Consider the following 18,166-nt stretch of genomic DNA (forward strand, 5'->3'; position numbering starts at 1 on the left):
CGGGGCGGGCGGCCTCTCCCCGGGGCCAGGTCATGGATGGGGAGAGGCCGCCCTGTGACTGAGCACTTCAGTCGGCCGGTCGAGCGGCCGTTTCAGCGGGCTTCTGTCACGATGCGGCTCACCACCGCGCGAAGGCGCTCCCGCCCGGCTCTCACGCTTGTGTCCCACACCCCCGCGGCGTCGCCGGACACCGAGAGCTTCTGAAGTCGCCGTTCCTCGGCCGTGAACGCGGCACCCGCGGTGTTCCGGTCCAGCATGCCGATCGCGGTGAGCGCCGCCTGACCGCATGACACCGCGTGGTCGGCGCTCCCGGTGCCGTTGGCCAGCAGGGCGTGGCGCAGGACCAGGCAGGCGAAGAACGTGGAGGTGCCGACGACGTCGGTGATGCCGTCCTCGGTGGGCTGCAGCTCGGAGAACCGGTCCAGCAGGCGTGCCCGCTCGGCGGCGTCGGACAGCGGTCGGTCGGTCCGCCAGAGGCCGGCCACGGACTCCGTGTAGAGCTCCACGTCGGCTTCCCGGCCCGTCTCACCCGTCCGCAGACCGATGAACAGCGGAGCCATCCGCTCGGCGCAGGCCGCGACGTACAGGCGGACCGCCTCCTCTCCCCCGGTCTGGAGTTCCTCCACGACGTTCTGTTCCACCAGCGTCTTCACACGCCATCCTTTCTGCGGGTCTTTGCTCAACCGGCCGGTTCAACCGCTCACCGGCCAACTGAAGCGCTCAGTCACGGGCCGACCGGAGCTACTGCTGGTCCTCGGGGATCCAGCCGCGGACCTCCAGGTAGGCGATGTCGGCGTCCTCCACCGCGCGGCCGGTCTCCACCAGCCAGGCCCGCATCGCCTCGGTGACGTCACCGTGGTGGTCAGCGACCCGCTGGGACCACTCCGCCGCGTCGAACCCGCCCGTGGAGGCGGAGCCGTAGGTGCGCTCCTCCGTGCCGTCGGAGCGGGGGATGAAGCCGCGGCGGATACCGCCGGAGTCCTTCTCCGAGCCCGCACTGTAGACGTACTGGTCGGCCTTCATCCGGACGGTGAAGGCCAGGCGGCCGCCCGCCTGGCCGGTCTCGTGGACCACGGGCGCGAGGTGGCTCGCGCCGGAGCGGATGGCCTGCTTGCCGGCCCGGCCGGCCATGCTGCCGCCCGCCTCGCCGACGACGTCCTTCCCACGTACCCGCGCCTTCTGCCCGGTCTTCGTGGTCCGGCGGGTGGTGTTCGCCTCGGCGATGCCGGACAGCGCCTCGGTGTCGCGCTCGCCGCCGCGCACCGCCCGCACGACCTGACGCAGCGCGTTCACGAACGCCGCGCCCTTGCCCTTGGTGAAGAACTGCGAGACGAGCGAGGCGTCGCGGCCGAGCATCCTGGCGACCTGGCGCTTGGTGTAGCCCTGGTCGATCAGCTCCTGCGTCAGGCGGGCGGCTTCGTTCGGGTTGTTCGGGTCGGCCGGACTCACTGGTCAGCTCCCATCTGCGCGAGTTCGGCGCGGCCCTGGGCGCGCAGCTTGAGGTACTGCTCCTGGCTGGCCGGGTGGTCGATGGGGCCGGTGAGATGGCCCTTGAGGAGGTAGTCGCCCGGCTCGCCCCGGTACGGCCAGGGCTGGCGCTCGGTCAGCGCGATACCGTCGGTGCCGAAGTACACGACCGTGCCGGGCTTCGCGTGCAGCGCCCCGGCGTGGCCGATGACCTCCTTGCCCTGCCGGTACCTCATGTCCAGCAGCGCAGCGCGGGCCCCCGACCACACGTAGGCCGCCCACTCCGGGTGGGCGTACGGGTCGCGGGAGAAGCCGGCCTGCCGCTGCCACGTGACGACCTCGCCGTCCTGGCCGAGGATCTCCACCCCGGCCGGAAGGGCTTCGCCGAGCGGGGTGGTGCCGGAGACCAGGCGCGGGCGCTGGGCGAAGCCGCCCAGGCCGAACAGCAGCACGCTGCGGACGGCGCGGGAGGCGAGGTAGGCCGCCTGGCGCTGGCGCTCGTCGCCGTGCACCTTCGAGAGGTTCGTCAGGTCTGCCCAGGCGGCCTTGAGGCGCTTGCCCCACTCGTCCAGCGGCTTGCCGTCCTCCCACAGCAGGCCGCCGAGGATCTCGATCCGCCACGGTGCGATGTGGTTCGACAGCGCGAGATGGATCTCCGCGCCGCCCGCCCAGGTGGTGAACACGGCCCCGGGCTCGGACGGGTAGACCCAGGCGCGGTCCCCGGTGACGGGGGCCGGAAGCAGGCCGACGTGGTTCCAGCCGGCCGGGACGGTCACCCGCACGTTCCAGTGCGAGCAGGACATCAGCGCCTTCGTCTGCTCCTGCTCGGTCATCGCGGCGAACGCGGCCGCGGTGATCCGGCGCGGGGTGCCGACCGGGGACTTCCACAGGTGCTTCGCGTAGGCGAAGGTGCGGTCGTACTCCACCAGCGCCGGGAGCTGCTCCGGAACGCGCGGCGGCAGGACCAGCTCGGTACGGCCCTGACCGCCGGTCGCGTGCAGCAGGCCGCGCAGCTCCTCGGACAGCACCGGGTAGCCGCCGGCCCATTTGCCGCTGGTGGGGACGGTGCGCGACCACAGGTCCCGGCCGGTCTGCGACGGCGAGCCCATCAGGACCGCGTCGTCCCAGTGCCGGCGCAGCGCCTGCCACAGCAGCGTGAACGCCTGGCGGCAGGTGACGACGTCGGCGCCGTCGGGGTCGAACCACTCCCCCATCGAACGGATCTCGGTGCTGCCGCCGTCCGGCGCGGCGGCGGGGGCGTAGCGGCCGACCGGCTGGCGCTGGTGGACGAAGTGGCCGGCGAGCTTGTCCCGGCCGGAGCCGACCGCGGTGGTCCAGCGCTCGGACGGCGTGTTCAGCCAGGCGGCGACCGCGTCCTTGAGCGTGGAGTACCGCTCGGCTCCGTCGTGCCAGGGGGCGCCGGCGGTGACGTAGATCCGCTCCGTCCCGGGCGCGGCGTGCAGGACGGCGTCCAGGATCTCGCCCGGGGTGCGGGCGCCGAGGTCGAGCCGCACGGTCTGGTCGCGTACCGCGAGGTCGCCGGTCGCGGCGTCCAGGAACACCGTGCTGCGGGCCTGCTGGACGAAGTTCGGGCGCTTGGAGACCAGGCCGGTGGTCACGGCCTCGAATCGGGCGCCCGCCGGGCCCTCGGGGAGGGTGGGCAGCTCGCGCGGGCCGACCTCGACCACCGGACGCGGCGTGGCAGCGACCGGAGCGACCGAAGTAGTGGACTCCGCGAACGGAGCAACGGATGCGCCCATGGTGGTGCGGGCGGGCTGCCCGGCGACGACCTGGTCCCCGTCCTCACTCGGCATCTCGGCTACGGGAGCGGCCGGAGCCGGCTGCTCGACGATGACCTGGCCCTCGACCTCGGCCGGCGCCTCGACGGTCGGCGCCTCGACGGCCGGGGCCGGGGTCGGCTGCTCCAGTCCGGCGGCGGGGCGGTTCAGCGCCGGAGCGAACGCGCTGGTGGGCTCGGTGACAGGCTCGACCTTCGGCGCCTCGGCGGGCCCCGGCGCGGCCTGGTCGGCGGTCTTGGCCGCGCGGACGACGGCCGGGGTCGGGTCCAGCAGCGGAGCGATCCGCACGACGTCACCGACCGACAGGCCCGAGGCCTTCGCGACGGCGTCGGCCTTCGCGCCCTCGTACCCCGCGAGGCCGGCGACCCGGCGCGCACGCTGGGCGGTGAGCTTGTCCAGCTCCTTCTGCGCGGCCGCGACCTGCTTCTCGGCGGCCGTGATCTCGGTACGCAGCTCGCGCAGACCGGCGAGCTCGGCGGTGTACGTCTTGCGGTCCATCAGCGGGTCACTCCCCCTCGGCGACGACGGTGGCGGGCCGGTCAGCGGTGGCCGTGGTGGGGACGTAGGCGATCGGGCCGCCGGAGACCGACGGCAGGCGGGTGCCGAGCAGCAGGCCCGCGAGGCGGACGTCCTCGGGGTCGGACGGGGTGGCGGCGTTGGCGGGGGCGGTGAGGTCGGTCAGGTAGCCGGCCAGGCGCGCCTTCGGGAAGCGGTAGCGCCCCGCGGTGCCCACGGTGCCGTCGCCCTCCCACTCGGCCAGGCCGGTCAGCACCGCGACGACGAACCCGGCCACCGTCACCGGCAGCACGGCGCCGGCCGCGACCCGGGCCGGATCGCACCGCCACCAGCCGGACAGCGCGGCCAGCAGCTGCGCCTCGTCCAGCACGGTGCCGAAGCCGATCCACTCCCGGTCCGCCTCCTCGACCCGCGCGGGGGCGTCCGAGCGCAGCACCGCGACCTCGGGCGTGCCGAGCGCGGTCAGGTCGGCGGCCGGGCAGGCCTGCAACTGCTGGAGCGCGGCCAGCGGGAACACCTGCCGACCGACGTCGCGCACGCCCGGGATCACGCCGGTGGCCATCAGCTTCTTCACCGTCGGGATCGAGCACCCCAGGGCCGTCCCGGCTTGACCCGTCGTCACGAACACACCCACAACCTCCACGCTTATCCATCTCACTCAAAACGCTAGGGCAACTCTACGTCTCCCACCCGACACCGTCCACGCCTTTTTAGTAAATCGTACAAGCATGCCCGGTGGTCGGTCCGCCCCGGTTTGTCAGTGCCTGGTGAGATGGTGGTCGGCAACCAACACCGGAGGGAGATGAAGAAGATGAGTCCTCGACAGCAGAAGGCCGTGGTGATCCCCGGTGCGGCCCTGGTCGGCACCTACGCGCTCGGCACCGTCGCCAAGGGCCGGGCCCGCCCCGCAGCAGCCCGGGACGGACAGGGCGCCTTCATCACCACCGCGCCCGCGTCACCGGGCAAGACGGTGAGGAACAAGCTCCCAGCCCCCGCTCCAGACCGACCATTCGTGGGGGGAGCCTTGGAGCGCGCTGGAGGAGAGGGCCGCCCCCGTCGCCTGGAGTCTGCCGGGAATTGGCCGGGCGTGCGGGCTGCGCCAAGATATGCGGCATGACCGATTCAGGGGGAACGGCGGACGGCTCCGCCACGAGGGGACTGCTCATCAGCGGCCGCTACCGGCTGCACGAACGCCTCGGGCGTGGCGGTATGGGCACGGTGTGGCGGGCCACCGACGAGCGGCTGCGCCGCCAGGTGGCGCTCAAGGAACCCGTGCTCCCCGACGGCGTCGATGAGCGGGAACGCGACGAGCGCTTCCGGCGGATGGAACGCGAGGCGCAGGCCGCAGCCGCCCTGCGGCACCCGAACATCGTCCGGGTGCACGACATCGAGACCGTCGAGGGCCGGCCCTGGCTGGTGATGGAACTGATCGAGGGCGAGAGCCTGGAGGCGGTCCTGGCCGCCGGCACGCTCAGCGTCCGCGAGGCGGCCGGGATCGGCCGCGAGATCGCCGCCGCGCTGGCCGCGGTCCACACGGCCGGCGTGGTGCACCGGGACATCAAGCCGGCCAACATCATGCGCACCCGCACGGGCGAGACGATCCTCACCGACTTCGGGATCGCCCAGATCGACGGCGGCACCGACCTGACCCAGACGGGCGTCGTGATCGGCTCCGTCCCCTACCTCTCCCCCGAACGCGCCGCCGGCCAGCGTCCCGGGCCGCCCGCCGACCTGTGGGCCCTCGGCGTGCTCCTGTACGAGGCGGTCGAAGGCTTCCACCCCTACCGCAGGCAGCACCCGCAGAGCACCCTCGCCGCGATCCTCACCGACCCCGTGCCCGAACCGCGCCGCGCAGGTGTGCTGACCGTGCCGATCATGTCGCTGCTGGAGCGCGACCCCGCCCGCCGGCCGACCGCCGCGCAGGCCCAGCTCCAGCTCGCGGCGGCGACAGCGACCACTCAGCCCGTGCCGACCGCGCTCGACACGCCTGCCCCGACGGCCGTTCTCCCGGCCGCGCTGACCTTGCGGCTGCGCGCCGCCACCGCGGCCGTCGGCGGCACGAAACGGCGCACGGCGACCGCTGCCCTCGTGGGCCTGGCCGTCATCGCCGCAGCCACCACCTGGGCACTGTGGCCGGCCGGCACGCCGAGCCCCTCGAACATCCCCGCCGGCTACAAGGCGCAACAGGTGGAGTCGTTGGGCTTCGCCGTCGCGGTTCCCCAGGACTACACGGCATCCATCGGCAGCGACGACGCCGCCTGGGCCAGCCCCGACGGACGCATCCAGATCGACCTGCGCGACGAGGGCAAGAACACCCAGGACCCCCGGACGTACGCACAGAAGCGGCTCGACACCATGAAGACCAGCCAGGGCAAGCCGCCGAACTGCAACGACATCCCGGACCCCTTCTTCATCACACCCATCCACGCCCCCCAGTCGATGCTCCACCACGGCGCCGTCAACGCCTCGGTCATCGAATACGACTACTCGACCAAGGCCGACGAGCCCTACCCCTGCATCGCCCAGAACCCCATCGACAAGGCCATCGAGCAGTACATGGTCCACGACGGCCACGTCCTCCACCTCACCGTCACCATCCGCGGCTACGGCAAGGAACAGCCCGACGGCCAGAAAGCCGACTACACCGTCTACGAGAACGCCAACAACTCACTGGCGTTCAGCTGACGCTCGCTTCCCGACGAGTACGTCCGTATGCCCGGGTGCCAGGGGAACCGCCGGGGAATCCACTGGGAGTGGACGATGCTCTCACCGTCGTCGGACCCACCGGTCTGACCGGTGAGAGCGAAGCCGGGGGCTTCGTAGCGACGCCGGGCACGGACGTTGTCCGTGTGGGGGCATGTGCCGCCGTCCCGGCGGCCGCTCATCCCGGCGGCGAGGCCGATCAGTTCCGCTCCGGTGCTCGGGGCGACGACGAAGAACGTGTCCGGACCGGCGAGTCTGCGGCGCGCGCGGTCACGGCTTCCTCCCCTACCGGCGCACGCCCGCTTCGCCGGGCATCGGCGGCACCGATGATCCGGTCAGAGCAACTAGCCGCCGGACGGCTCGACCAGGCGGTCGTCGACGAGCCGGGTGCCGGCCTGCTTGACGAGCCTCAGCACGGGTGAGACCTCCATGCTCTGCAGTCCGGCCAGGGACCCGATGCGGTCCGAGGTGAACTCGAACAGTTCGTCGAGGTCCCGGCAGTGTGCCACGGCGTGCAGGTTCCAGGGCCCGGAGACGGCTGCGGCGAAGGCGATCCCGGGTTCCTGCGCGAGCGCGCGGCCCGCGCTCTTCACCGCCGACGGGTGCACGCGCAGCCAGAGGTTCGCGCGAGTGTGGTAGCCCAGGGCCGCTGCGGCGATCTCGACGTCGAGGTGGACCACCCGCTGCTGGAGCAGCGTGTCGAGGCGTCGCGCGACGCGTCCCGGTGTGAGGCCGGCGGCGGTGGCGAGATCGACGAGACTGGCGCGGCCGTCCGCGCCGAGCGCGTCGAGCATCCGCCCGTCCTCGGGGGTGAGGCGCAGTGGCTCGCGGGTGACGACCGGCGCCTCGGTGAAGGGGGGTTCGCCGCTCCCCAGCGCCGCTTCCTCCTGCGGGGACAGCGTGCCCTCCAGGGCGGACCAGTAGTGGCCGCGGCCGCCGAGGAACTGGCGGAGCATGGCGAAGGCGTTGATGTCGATCACCGCGGCCGTGCGGGGCAGCCGCCGCCCCAGGAGGTCCTCGCGCTGCTCCCGCGTCCGGGACTGCGTCGCGCAGGTGATCTCGCAGCCCGCCGCGCCCAGGGACACCCAGTTGACGTCGTCCCGCTTGGCGAGCGCGTCGGCGATCGCCGCGACACTGCCGGGGCGGCAGCGCAGTCGCACCAGCCACCTGCTCTGCCCCAGGGCGCCCGGGTTGACCACACCGGCCACTCGGACGACACCGTCGGCGCGCAGGCGGCGGTACCGACGGTTGACGGCGCCCTCGGTCAGACCGAGGGCGGTCGCGATCGCGGCGAACGACGCCCGCGGAGCGATCTGCAACGCCCGGATGATTCGCACGTCGTCAGGCTGCAGTGCAGCGGATTCCGTCATGAGCGCCCTTGTCATGTCGGCAATCGTACGAACGAGGGCTCTTCGCTCGCCTGCGCCGCCGCGCGGACGGAACACTTGGGGCGCACGGGTCGAGGGGTCGCGGCAGCGCTCACCTCCCTGCGCCGGTCCCGGGCCTCGACGGGGCCCGACCGGAATCCAACGCCCGAAGAACGGAGATGACCGGATGTCCATGAGTGGCACCGAACAACACCCGCCGACCGCTCTCGTCGTCGGGGCCTCGCGCGGCCTCGGCCACGCGATGGCGGCGGAGTTCCTCCATCGGGGCTGGCACGTCGTCGGCACCGTCCGCGACACCACCGCCCGAACGCCGCTGCACGAACTCGCGGACCACGCCGACGGGCGGGTGACGATCGAGCGACTCGACATCAACGACCCCGCCCACCTGCCCCTGCTGCACGAACGCCTCGCGCACCGCCGGCTCGACGTGCTCTTCGTCAACGCGGGCACCACCAACAACGAGCGGACGCCCATCGGCGCAGTGGCGACGACCGACTTCGTCGACGTGATGGTCACCAATGCGCTCAGCCCCCTGCGCGTCATCGAAGCCCTGGAGGACCTGGTGTCCCCGGCGGGACTCATCGGGGCGATGTCCTCCGGACAGGGCAGCATCACGAACAACACGACCGGAGGCCGCGAGGTCTACCGCGCGAGCAAAGCGGCCCTGAACATGCTGTTCCGGAGCCTCGCGGCCCGGCACGGTGGGACGCAGCGCGCCTTCGTCCTCATGGCGCCGGGCTGGATCCGCACCGCCCTGGGTGGTCCGGACGCGCCGTTCACCATCGAGGAGACCGTCCCCCTGCTGGTGGACGTCCTGCTCTCCCGGCTGGGCACGCCCGGCCTGGCGTACCTGGACCGCTTCGGCCGGACCGTCCCCTGGTAGCCCCCGCGATCCGGTGGTGGACGGCAGACCGCGGCAGGGCCACCGCACGTCCGGAGGTGGCCCGCTCGCCTGACTCCACGACGGCACCGCCGCGCCTGCGCCAACCTGGGCGCGTGCTCTGCCGGCCGGCTCCGGGAACGGCGCGGTCGACCAGCTGAAGGCGACCCCGCAGGAAGCCACGAGACCGGCTGCAACCACACGGGGTCGGCAGAGCCGGGCCGACGCCGACGACCCGTCCGGCAGTGCTGCGCGCTCGGCCGTCCGAGTCCCGGGGGCCGTGGCGTCCTCGGATCGGGAAGGGGCAGTCGCTCCGAGGCAGTGCGGTCAAGTGCCTCGGTCACCACCACGTCCGCTTGCGAACAGTCCGCCAATTCAGGAAAGGCTGCCCAGCACGTCCGGCATTGTGTGCCAACACACGCGGGTCGCGTCAAGCTCCGAGCCGATCGTCTGGAATGCTGTCCCAGTCCGCCGCCCACGGCTTTGAGCGGCGGGCGTCCGCAGTACCGGGCGAACGCCGCCCGGGAAGCCCACGGAGAGAACGGAACATCATGAAGCCATCTGTGCTTGTCGTGTCCACCGACCCCCAGGGGTCCGCGGTCGTCTGGGCCGAGCGGGTGGGCGACAATCTGCCCTTCGATTTCATGGCGGCGCACGACCACGCAGAGCAGCTGGTCCACCTCAAGAAGACCGGCGCGAAGATCCACGTGATCGCCAACCAGAAGGGCGGCGTCGGCAAGACCACCACCACGGTCAACCTGGCGGCGTGCACGTTCGACGTCCTCGGTACGAAGGACGAGTACGAGCACATCTTCATCGACACGCCGGGCACTCTGGCCGATGAGGAGATCCTGCGCCGGGCTCTGGAGATCGCGGACGACGTCCTGGTCCCGATGATCACCGAGCCGCTGTGCTTCGACCCCACGGCGCGGACCATCCAGAAGGTCATCGAGCCGATGGGAATCCCGTACCGGGTCGTCGTCAACAACTGGGACCCGCGCGACGGCCGGGCCGACCTCGAGGACACCGAGGCGTACATCGCCGCACGGGGATGGCCGCACGCCAAGACCGTCCTGCGCCGGTACAAGATCCACTCCCGGGCGGTGGCCGAGGGTACGGTCGTCACCCAGTACAAGGAGAGCGGCACCGCCTACCGCGCCCGCGAGGACTTCTTCCGGCTGTCCCTCGAGCTCGGTTACGGGGGTCGCTGATGGCAGGCCGTCGCGTCTCCTTCGCCTCGATGGCCGCCGACGCGGTCGTCGACGCCCCGGGCGTGGACAGCGCCAACGACTCCCCGGCCCGGTGGATCCCCACCGCCAGCTGCCTCCCCAACCCGCGCAACCCGCGTGACGAGCTGGGCGACCTCTCCGACCTGGCGAGCATCAAGGACCGCCAGCTCCAGAGCTGCCTCGCCGTCACCCCGGCCGCCTACCTCCGGCTGTGGCCGGAGGACCGGCAGGTGCTGGGCGCGGGCCCGGAGGACGTGGTCATCGTCAACGGCAACCGCCGTCGGGCGGCCGCGCAGCTGTACGGGCGCGAGCAACTGCTGGTCGTCGTCGACGACTCGGTGGCGGAGTCCAAGGCGACCCTGCTGCGGGCGGCGCTCGACGAGAACATGGCGCGCAAGGACTTCGACCCGATCGAGGAGGCCAACGCGGTCCTGCTCATCGTGGCGCAGTACCCGACCGCCAAGGAGGCCGCCGAGGCGGAGGGCTGGTCCCAGAGCTGGATCTCGCACCGCAAGAACCTGCTGAAGCTCCACCCCGAGCTGCAGCGCCAGGTGCGGGCCAAGGCGCGCGGCGAGGAGGGCGTCTCCATCAACGTCGCCCGTCGCCTGGGTTCGGTGAAGGGCATCGAGGAGATGTCCCTGGCCGAGCAGACGACGGAGCTGGAGCAGCTGCTCCAGGCCGACGCCGATGCGGTGACGGCCAGGCGCGCGGCGAAGCTGGAGGCCAAGGCGGCTGCCAAGGCTCCCGCTGCCGCGCCGGCTCCGCAGCCTGCGGTTCAGCAGCCTGCGGTGCAGCAGCCCCCGGCCCCGGAGCCCGCCGCGCCCGCCGCTCGGCCGGTCGCCGAGGTGGTCAGGCCGACTCCCGCTGCCAACCGGCCGGAGCCCGCTTCCCCCACTCCGCTGCCGAGCCCCGAGCCGGCTCCGGGCGCCGACGGATTTTCCGCGGAAAATTCCGAGCCCCTCCCGATGCCGGAGCAGCGGGCCGTGGCCCCGTCGGACGAACAGCCGGCGACGGCTGCCCCGGACTCGGGCCTGGACCGCGTCGACTGGCACAACGTCGAGGAACTGGCAGACGCCATCTGCCGCACCCTCTCGGCCGACGAGGCCTACCGCCTCGCCGATGCCCTGGCGAACCGCCTGCTGACGACCAGCAGCTGACACTCCCTCGGGTGCCCCTTCCCGTCTGATCAGGCGGGAAGGGGCACCCGGCTTTCTGCCCGTGGCCCGTTGGCGGCTGGAGCGCCGCGACCGGGCAAGCGAAGTCCTGCCGGTCGGTGGTAAAGAGTAGAGAATTCGCTGAAGGGTCGTCGGTGCCGCTTGGCCTCGTAGACGGACGTCGGCTGTGACCGTGAAGGTCCCCCACACGGAGATCGCCAACTCAAACCCGGTCTCCGGGTCCGTCACGGTGACGTCTGGCTCCGCGAACGTCGGATGGAGGTGATAGACGACCCTTCACGCAATCGAGGTCGTCACCCCCTTCGAGGAAGAGTCGGACGCGGTGGTACTGGCGGTCTTCATGGTCCAGATCGGTGTTCAGGTCGGCTGTGTGGGACAGCCTGAGGTCAGGAGCGGTCGACGGCATCGAGGCGGCGAGGCGTACGGGCTCCGATCATCCGCCATGGCTTCTATGGCCCGACCGGGGAAGCAGCAGTCCAGGATCAGAATCCTGATGGCTGCCGGACTGTTCTCCATCTCCTCGCGCATGACATTCATCGGTAGCGCGGTGTAGTGCAGCAGGGATGGGACCGCCCGCGTCAGGCCCAGGTAGAGAGGGCCTCGGTCGTCGAGCAGGCCGTGACTTGTGTAGTAGGCGAGCAGCACATCGCTGGCACGGCTGATCACCTCGGTGAGCTGGGGGCCGAGCGTCGCCATGTCCGCTGAAGCATCGATGACTCGGCACCGTACAGCGTCAATCGTGCCGGTCTGCAAGTAACCTCGGAACAACACCGCCGAAGCCTTTGCACCGTCGCTCCCGTCACAGTGACCCACCCGGCAACCCCATTCCAAGGCGACATGATCCTTCGACATGGTGCTGCTCACCTGCCTCCTCCCCGCACCCGCGGGGGTCAGCCATACCAGATCAGGTGGATGCCGGGCGTCTCCGCGAAGTTCGGTGCAAGTCAATCCGGTCTCCCCGTACGAGCACATCTGACGCCCAGTCATCGATACGCTGCCTTCGTGAGTCAGCACCCCACCCAAGCCGCCCAACGTCGCCCCGGCCTCTGGTACGTCCTTACGCCGATATTGAGCATCGGCCTGCTCGCCTGCGCACCGTTCTGGCACGCCACCACGCGGCTATCTCGGGCTCATTCGCGGGACGCAGCGAAGGCTCGCCGACTGGCCATTGTGTTCACCGTCATCCTTGCAGGCGGCCTCATCATTCCTCCTGCTGCAGGTTTCACCGCGCTCGCCGGGATGATCATCGCCCCGATCCTCCTGTCTCCGTACCGGGCCCGGATCTATGGCACTCAACGACCAATGCCGGCCTTCTCGCCAGAGCCCGGTGGTGCTCTCGCCGCCGTCCAACAGGCCCGAACTCTGCGCGCCGAGGCGCGTCGCATCGTTCAGGATGATCCCGCCATGGCCCGTGAACTGGGTATCGGCCGACCAGGCCGAGGCACCGGCTACGATGACGGCGGCCTGCTGGATCTGAACAGCGCCGACGCTCAGACGATCTCCCGGGTCCTCGATGTCAGTTCTGACATGGCCGAACGAATCGTCACCGCCCGCCGAGAGGTCGGCGGCGCGTTCCGCTTGTTGGATGAGGTCATCACGTACGCGAGCCTTACCGAGGGCGAAGAACTCGTCATCCGCGAACGCGGTGTTCTGCTGCCGTGTTGAACGGTGAATCGGGCCGTTAGGTACCGGAGAGACCCGTTCTCCACTCCCTATGCCGAACGAACGCCCCTTCACGCGCTCACGGCCGAGGTCACGCTTCCTCCCCGCAGCTGCGAGGGTCGGTCGTCGAACGGCGGGCTCAATTCCCACGGCCCGCTGTATTCATCGCACTCGCAGACATCAGCCATCGCAGTCGGCTTCAGCTCGCTGTATCGCGCTCGTCCGGACCCGTTGGGGGGCGGTGGGCTGATCGGCGAGGTGACGTCCCGCAGACCGAGTCCTCCCTGTACCCGCGGGTCAGCCCGATGGCCCGCGACCGGGGGATCCCGCTCGGAGGAGTCTTCCGTACACCCGCAGGGGTAAGCCGTGCTTGCTACTCCGGCAGTGCTGCCGACGGCACTTCCTCCCCGCACCCGCAGGAGTCAGCCGGAAGCCCTCGGCGTGATCATGTTCGAGATCGACTCCCCGCACCTGCGGGGGCAGCTGTGTGCGCGGTGGTGACTTGGCAAGTCACCACGCAGGTGCGCGTGAACACAGGTACGCGGGTTGCAGTGTGACGGAGCTGCTCTGAGGGCTGCCTCGAACGGAACCGCCGGGGCTCGTCCCGCTGCAGTGGTGTGGGTGGGTCTTTCGGTCGGTCTCGCGGCCGGCCCTTGGGATGGCTCCGGCGGGCACTACACGGATGATGCCGGTGCTTGGGGTCCGTCGAGGGGCCAGGTATCGCGGTCGTCGACGTGGTGGTAGACGGGCAGTTCGGCGGCCAGGACGTCGAAATGCGGCAGTGGGGCCCACAGGGCGCGGTCGCCGATGATGTAGAGGCGGCGTTTGGCGCGGCTGGCGGCGACGTTGAGGAGGTGGGGGGTGCGGGCGGCCCAGTCGCGGGCGCCGCGGCGGCCCGCGCCGAGCAGGAGGATGACGACGTCGGCTTCCTTGCCCTGGGCCTTGTGGACGGTGGCGCAGCGCTCCTCGAGGACCTCGAACGTCCAGCCAGGGTGGGTGCGGCAGGTTTCGCGGGCCTCGCGGACGAGGGCGCGGAAAGGGGCGATGATGCGCACGCGTTCCGGGGTGACGCGTTGCCGGTGGAGGCTGCGCAGGACGAAGTCGAGGGCGCGGCGGTCTCGTTCGCCCCAGGGGTCGTCGCCGTTGCGGGTGGGGTCGGGGGTGTCGAGCCAGCGGCTGGGCAGGAGGCCGTCGTGGTCGGCGTCGGGGAAGGGTTGGGGGTGGGTTCCGTAGACCATGAGGCCGTCGTAGGCGACCTGGTTGCTGACGGTGAACATGGGGTCTTCGCAGCGGCGGTGGACGCGCAGGGGTGAGCCGACCCAGACGGTCTCGTCGTCGTTGCCGGTGGGGTCGGGCAGGTAGGTGCCGTAGCGGTTGACGCGGTCGGCGACGGCCTGGGCGGAGGTGGCGGAGGGGAGCCATTCCTCGTCGACGCCGTGGGCGAGCAGGAGGCGGCGCTGGAGGGCGGTGGGCATGGTGACGACGGGTTCGAGCTGGAGGGGGTCGCCGACGAGGACAGCGCGGCGGGCGCGCCAGAGGGCGCCGACGGCGGCCTGCGCGGTGGCCTGGCCGGCTTCGTCGACGAGGACCCAGCCGATGCTGCCCCGGCCGAGGCGGGCGAACATGCTGCCGATGGAGGAGAAGGTGGTGGAGACGACGGGGACGAGGAGGAAGAGGGTCTGCCAGGCCTGGGCGACCTGTTCGTCGGGGACGGGGCCGCTGGTGCCGGCCATGAGATCCATGAGGACCCGGAGGGTGCCGTGGATCCGCAGGGCGTTGTTGGCGACGAAGGCGCGGTGCAGATCGAGGGCGCGCATGAACAGGTCGCTGCGGGCGGTGCACCAGGCCTCGTCGGACCAGGGGGAGCCGAGTTCCTGTTCGGCGTCGTCGAGGTGGGTCCAGTCGAGGGGCAGGCTGGGGAGGGTGGTGGCGGCCTGGCGGAGGTCGCGGTGGGCGGCGTCGATGGCGGCGGTGGCGGTGGCCAGGTCGCGTCGGGCGGCCGCCGCCTCGTGCCGGGCCCGCTGGACGGCGTCGTGGGCTGCGGACTCGGCGGTGCGGGCGGCGTCCTCGCGGGCGTGGGCGCGGGTGAGGGCGGCGGCAGCTTCGGCGAGTGCGGTGGTGGAGCCGGTGTGCAGGTCGTGGGCGGCGAGTTCCTCGGCGCGCACGCAGCGGGCGATGTGGTCGTAGGCGTCCTCCAGGGCGGTGCGCTGCTGGACGAGCAGGTCGAGGATCTCGGCCTGGGTGCGTTCGTGCTGCTGCTCGGCGGCCTGGCGTTCGGCGGTGGTCTGGAGCAGTCGGCGCAGGCCCGCGCGCAGGCCGGGTTCGGTGGTCAGGGGCGTTTCGTGGCGGGCGGTCAGGGCGTCGACGTACTGGCGGTGGTGGTGGGCGCGTTCGCGGGCGGCCGCCAGGTCGGCGCGGGCGCCGGCGAGGGCTTCACGGGCCCGGGGGACGCGCTGGGTGGCGGTCTGGTGGGCGGCTTCGGCGGCCGCGGCGGTGGATCCGGCGGTGACGGCAGCCGTGGTGGCGTCGGTGTGCCGGGCCTCGGCGGCCGCGACGCGCTGGTCGGCGTGGGCGACGGCGGTGTGCAGGGCGTCGACGCGCTGCCGGTCGCGGCCGGACTCGGTGTCGGCCAGGGCGGCGGCGAGGCGGGCGCGTTCGGTGCGCAGGCGTTCGACTGTGGTCCGGGCGGCCTTGAAGGCGTCGACGGCGTCGTGCCAGGAGGGGACGGGCTGGGCGGGGCCGGCGGGGGGCTGGGTTCCTTCGCCCGGTGCCGTGCGGGCGGGCTTCGGGGCGTCAGCCGGTTTCGGGGCCCGGGACGGTCTCGGGACGCGGGGAGGGATCCAGTCGCCGAGGATCGCGTTCATGCCGCGCAGCGGCGGTAGCCCGGCGGCGGTACGCGCGTCGGCCTCCTTCTCGGGCAGGCTGCCCCACCAGAATCGCTGGCCGAACTTCGTCCGGTTGGCCTTGTTGCCGAGTACGGCGGCGACCAGGCCCCAGGCGGGCGCGCCGTCGAGGAGGGCGGAGGCGAGGTCGGAGAAGTGGTCGGGGCCGCCGTGCCAGTGCTCGTCGAGGGCGGAGGCGCCGGGAAGTTCGGCGGTGACGTTCTCCACGGCGCCGTTGTTGGAGGAGGTGACCACGATCTCGTAGCCGGTGAGCTTGGGGTCGAGGGCGGCAACGTAGCGCTTGCGACGTCCCTGGCGGTCCCTGCCCTGCCAGGCCCGGCCCACGAAGGCATCCTCGGGCCGCCGGTAGGAGGCCATCACCGTGGCCCGTTCGACCACGAGCGCGGCGACGAGGTCGCGCAGCATGGTGGTCTTGCCAGTGCCTGGCGGGCCGTTGACGGAGAACAGGCCGCCATCGGTCCCCTCGCGGTCGGCCAGCATGCGGTCGACCGCGAACTGCTGGCTGAGCGCGAGGGGGTGCCGCGCCTTGGCGGGCCACCGTCCGGCGGGCACGAGGGCGGGGGAGACGCCGTCGAGGACAGTACGGCGGTCCTGACGCAGGTCGGTGCGGGCGTGGACGGGGAGGTCGTGGCGCGAGGCCAGGTAGGCGTCCAGGGCGGGGCCGAGGCCGGCGCCGTCCTCCGCGAGGGAGCCGCGGACCCGGGCGAGGTCGGGCGGCAGGAGGCTGTTGAGGAACGGCTGGTTGGCGGCGGGCTTGGCCCCGGGGTCACGCGGGAGGCGGACGAGGTGGCTGCGGACGCGGATCACGCGCGGGTCGAGGTGGTGCTGGACGCCGCAGAGGTGGGCGATCTGGGCGGTCAGGGCGACGAGGTCGGCGAACGCGACGGGGCGGGCGACGGGGGCTTCCGTGTCCGCTTCCGCGGACGGTGGTGTGTCGGATACGGCGGCGGGCTCAGCCGGCGCCGCGGTGTCGGCGGGCGCCTGGGACTCGGTCTCGGTGACGCCGTCCTGTGCCGGGCGGCGGGCCGCCACCCAGTCCGCGACCCGCCGCACCAGCGGCTCCGTCGCCCCCTGGACGGCGGCGCCCGCGACCTCGCCGAACAGCGCGCCGACCGCCGCCACCGCAGCACCGCCCAGGACCTCGGCGAGCAGCTGCTGCCAGGAGCGGCCCGCTTCCGCCATGGGTACCGGCCCCACTGGCCGGAACACCGGTAGCCCGTACGGGCCCGGGGCGGGACGCTTCCCGGCGGTGTACGCGATCGGCGCGGCGGCCAGCTGAGCCACCGCCACCTCGAACGCTTCGCCCAGTTCCTCGAAGCCGTCCAGCCAACCCGGTGCCGACGGCCCCGGATCGAACAGGCGCCCCGTCGCCCAGGCACACGCCGACACCACCGACGTCCCCTCCACCGGACGCCCGTGCTCGTCCAGGACCATCGCGAACACCGCACTCCGCCCCGACAGCTCCAACTCCTCCTGCGGGACCCCCGGATCCGGCTCGGTGCCCTCCGGCAGCACCGCGATCATCGCCCGGCGCAGCAGCTCCAGGTCGAACACGCCGCCGTACACCTCATGCCGCCACACCATCCCGTGCGGCGCCAGGTGAGCCGCGGTCTCCGGGTGCTCCGCATCCCACGGCAGCACCGGCGCGGCCTGGCCCGCGGCCGGAGTGAGGTCCACGACCAGCGCGTCGGAGGCGCGGAGCCTGCCCGCACGGCGCTTGCGGGGAACCTCCGGGATCGTCGGCGGACTGAACAACTCGATGGCCCGCCAGCACTCCAGTAGGTCCGCCACCCGCCGATCCCGCCCCTGTCCGCCCCGCATGCCACGCCCCCGTGTCGAACCTGCGGCCCGCAGCCGCTTCGTGTGCCGATCAGCAGGCCGCAGAATCTACCGGACGGCGGGCGGGCGAGACTGGGCAACCAGGTAACGCGGGCGGGGGACGCTCGCCGTCATCGCATGCGTCCACGGTCAGCTCCCATCAGCGCGGACCCACCGGGTCGGTCCAGCCCTGGATCAGTCAAAAGCTCGGTACGGAATCATTGGCAGGGTGGCACGATGGGGTCGACTCTTTGACACCTCAACAGATCAGCTGTGCCACTGACGCGTTCGCATGGCAGCAATAGCAAAGAAACAGCAAAACCGCCGAATCAGCCCAGCTCAGAAATGTCCTCCCTGCGCCCGCAGGGGTCAACCGGTGTACCGGACCAGCGGCTCGACCGGCACCCAGTCCTCCCTGCACCCGCAGGGATCAGCCGAGGACTGGCCAGCATCCGCAGGTCGCTGGAGGCGTGCTCCGGCGGTCACGTTCGTGACGGGCGGGTCCGCCGAACGGCGTCGTGGGGGGGGGGGGCCGGGGGGGGGGGGGCGCCCCCCGGGGGGGGGGGGGGGGGGGGGGCGGGGGGGTAGGGGGGGGGGGGGGCGCACCAGGGGGTGGGGAGCCGCGG

Annotated in this window: 12 protein-coding genes and 1 pseudogene; 5 read left to right on the forward strand and 8 right to left on the reverse strand. The window is 72.1% G+C overall.

What is annotated here, in order from left to right; genetic code table 11:
- Positions 1-92: 92 nt before the first annotated feature.
- From ACZ3YL_RS35930 to ACZ3YL_RS35945, 4 genes are all read right to left on the reverse strand, one after another.
- A complete protein-coding gene (locus ACZ3YL_RS35930; RefSeq protein ID WP_317621435.1) occupies positions 93-653 on the reverse strand; it encodes a hypothetical protein in 561 nt (186 codons plus the stop codon).
- Positions 654-741: 88 nt separating this feature from the next.
- Positions 742-1,449: a helix-turn-helix domain containing protein gene (locus ACZ3YL_RS35935; RefSeq protein ID WP_188309104.1), complete on the reverse strand. Its 708-nt coding sequence runs from the start codon at positions 1,447-1,449 to the stop codon at positions 742-744.
- Positions 1,446-3,764: a hypothetical protein gene (locus ACZ3YL_RS35940; protein ID WP_465661636.1), complete on the reverse strand. Its 2,319-nt coding sequence runs from the start codon at positions 3,762-3,764 to the stop codon at positions 1,446-1,448. Before ACZ3YL_RS35940 ends, ACZ3YL_RS35935 begins: the two co-directional genes overlap by 4 nt.
- A gap of 7 nt (positions 3,765-3,771) precedes the next feature.
- On the reverse strand, positions 3,772-4,404 hold the full coding sequence (locus ACZ3YL_RS35945) for a MerR family transcriptional regulator (protein WP_465661638.1): 633 nt from the start codon (positions 4,402-4,404) through the stop codon (positions 3,772-3,774).
- A 491-nt stretch (positions 4,405-4,895) separates the two neighbouring features.
- Here ACZ3YL_RS35945 and ACZ3YL_RS35950 point away from each other — a divergent pair, with 491 nt between their 5' ends.
- Positions 4,896-6,467 carry a serine/threonine-protein kinase gene (locus tag ACZ3YL_RS35950; protein ID WP_465661640.1) on the forward strand — a complete coding sequence of 524 codons (1,572 nt, stop codon included), beginning with the start codon at positions 4,896-4,898 and terminating at the stop codon, positions 6,465-6,467.
- A 362-nt stretch (positions 6,468-6,829) separates the two neighbouring features.
- Here ACZ3YL_RS35950 and ACZ3YL_RS35955 read toward each other — a convergent pair whose 3' ends face one another.
- Positions 6,830-7,822: an Lrp/AsnC family transcriptional regulator gene (locus ACZ3YL_RS35955; protein WP_465661642.1), complete on the reverse strand. Its 993-nt coding sequence runs from the start codon at positions 7,820-7,822 to the stop codon at positions 6,830-6,832.
- Between the two features lie 217 nt (positions 7,823-8,039).
- Between ACZ3YL_RS35955 and ACZ3YL_RS35960 the strand changes: the two genes are divergently transcribed.
- The 3 genes from ACZ3YL_RS35960 to ACZ3YL_RS35970 all read left to right on the forward strand — a co-directional run bounded on the left by ACZ3YL_RS35960 (position 8,040) and on the right by ACZ3YL_RS35970 (position 11,139).
- Complete coding sequence (locus ACZ3YL_RS35960) at positions 8,040-8,756, forward strand: SDR family NAD(P)-dependent oxidoreductase (RefSeq protein ID WP_188309109.1); 717 nt, start codon at positions 8,040-8,042, stop codon at positions 8,754-8,756.
- Between the two features lie 548 nt (positions 8,757-9,304).
- Positions 9,305-9,964 carry a ParA family protein gene (locus ACZ3YL_RS35965; protein WP_223243388.1) on the forward strand — a complete coding sequence of 220 codons (660 nt, stop codon included), beginning with the start codon at positions 9,305-9,307 and terminating at the stop codon, positions 9,962-9,964.
- Positions 9,964-11,139: a ParB/RepB/Spo0J family partition protein gene (locus ACZ3YL_RS35970; protein ID WP_465661645.1), complete on the forward strand. Its 1,176-nt coding sequence runs from the start codon at positions 9,964-9,966 to the stop codon at positions 11,137-11,139. Before ACZ3YL_RS35965 ends, ACZ3YL_RS35970 begins: the two co-directional genes overlap by 1 nt.
- A gap of 147 nt (positions 11,140-11,286) precedes the next feature.
- Here the strand turns inward: ACZ3YL_RS35970 and ACZ3YL_RS35975 are convergent.
- Both ACZ3YL_RS35975 and ACZ3YL_RS35980 read right to left on the reverse strand, forming a co-directional pair.
- A pseudogene (locus ACZ3YL_RS35975) lies at positions 11,287-11,421 on the reverse strand (pYEATS domain-containing protein); the annotation flags it as partial.
- A 93-nt stretch (positions 11,422-11,514) separates the two neighbouring features.
- Positions 11,515-12,021, reverse strand: coding sequence for a hypothetical protein (locus tag ACZ3YL_RS35980; RefSeq protein ID WP_465661647.1), 507 nt, complete (start codon positions 12,019-12,021; stop codon positions 11,515-11,517).
- A 138-nt stretch (positions 12,022-12,159) separates the two neighbouring features.
- On the opposite strand from ACZ3YL_RS35980, the gene ACZ3YL_RS35985 reads away from it, so the two are divergent.
- Positions 12,160-12,822, forward strand: coding sequence for a hypothetical protein (locus tag ACZ3YL_RS35985; RefSeq protein WP_465661649.1), 663 nt, complete (start codon positions 12,160-12,162; stop codon positions 12,820-12,822).
- Positions 12,823-13,493: 671 nt separating this feature from the next.
- Here the strand turns inward: ACZ3YL_RS35985 and ACZ3YL_RS35990 are convergent.
- Positions 13,494-17,513: a DEAD/DEAH box helicase gene (locus ACZ3YL_RS35990; protein WP_465661651.1), complete on the reverse strand. Its 4,020-nt coding sequence runs from the start codon at positions 17,511-17,513 to the stop codon at positions 13,494-13,496.
- Positions 17,514-18,166: the final 653 nt, after the last annotated feature.

It is taken from the genome of Kitasatospora sp. NPDC023176 (assembly GCF_055560495.1).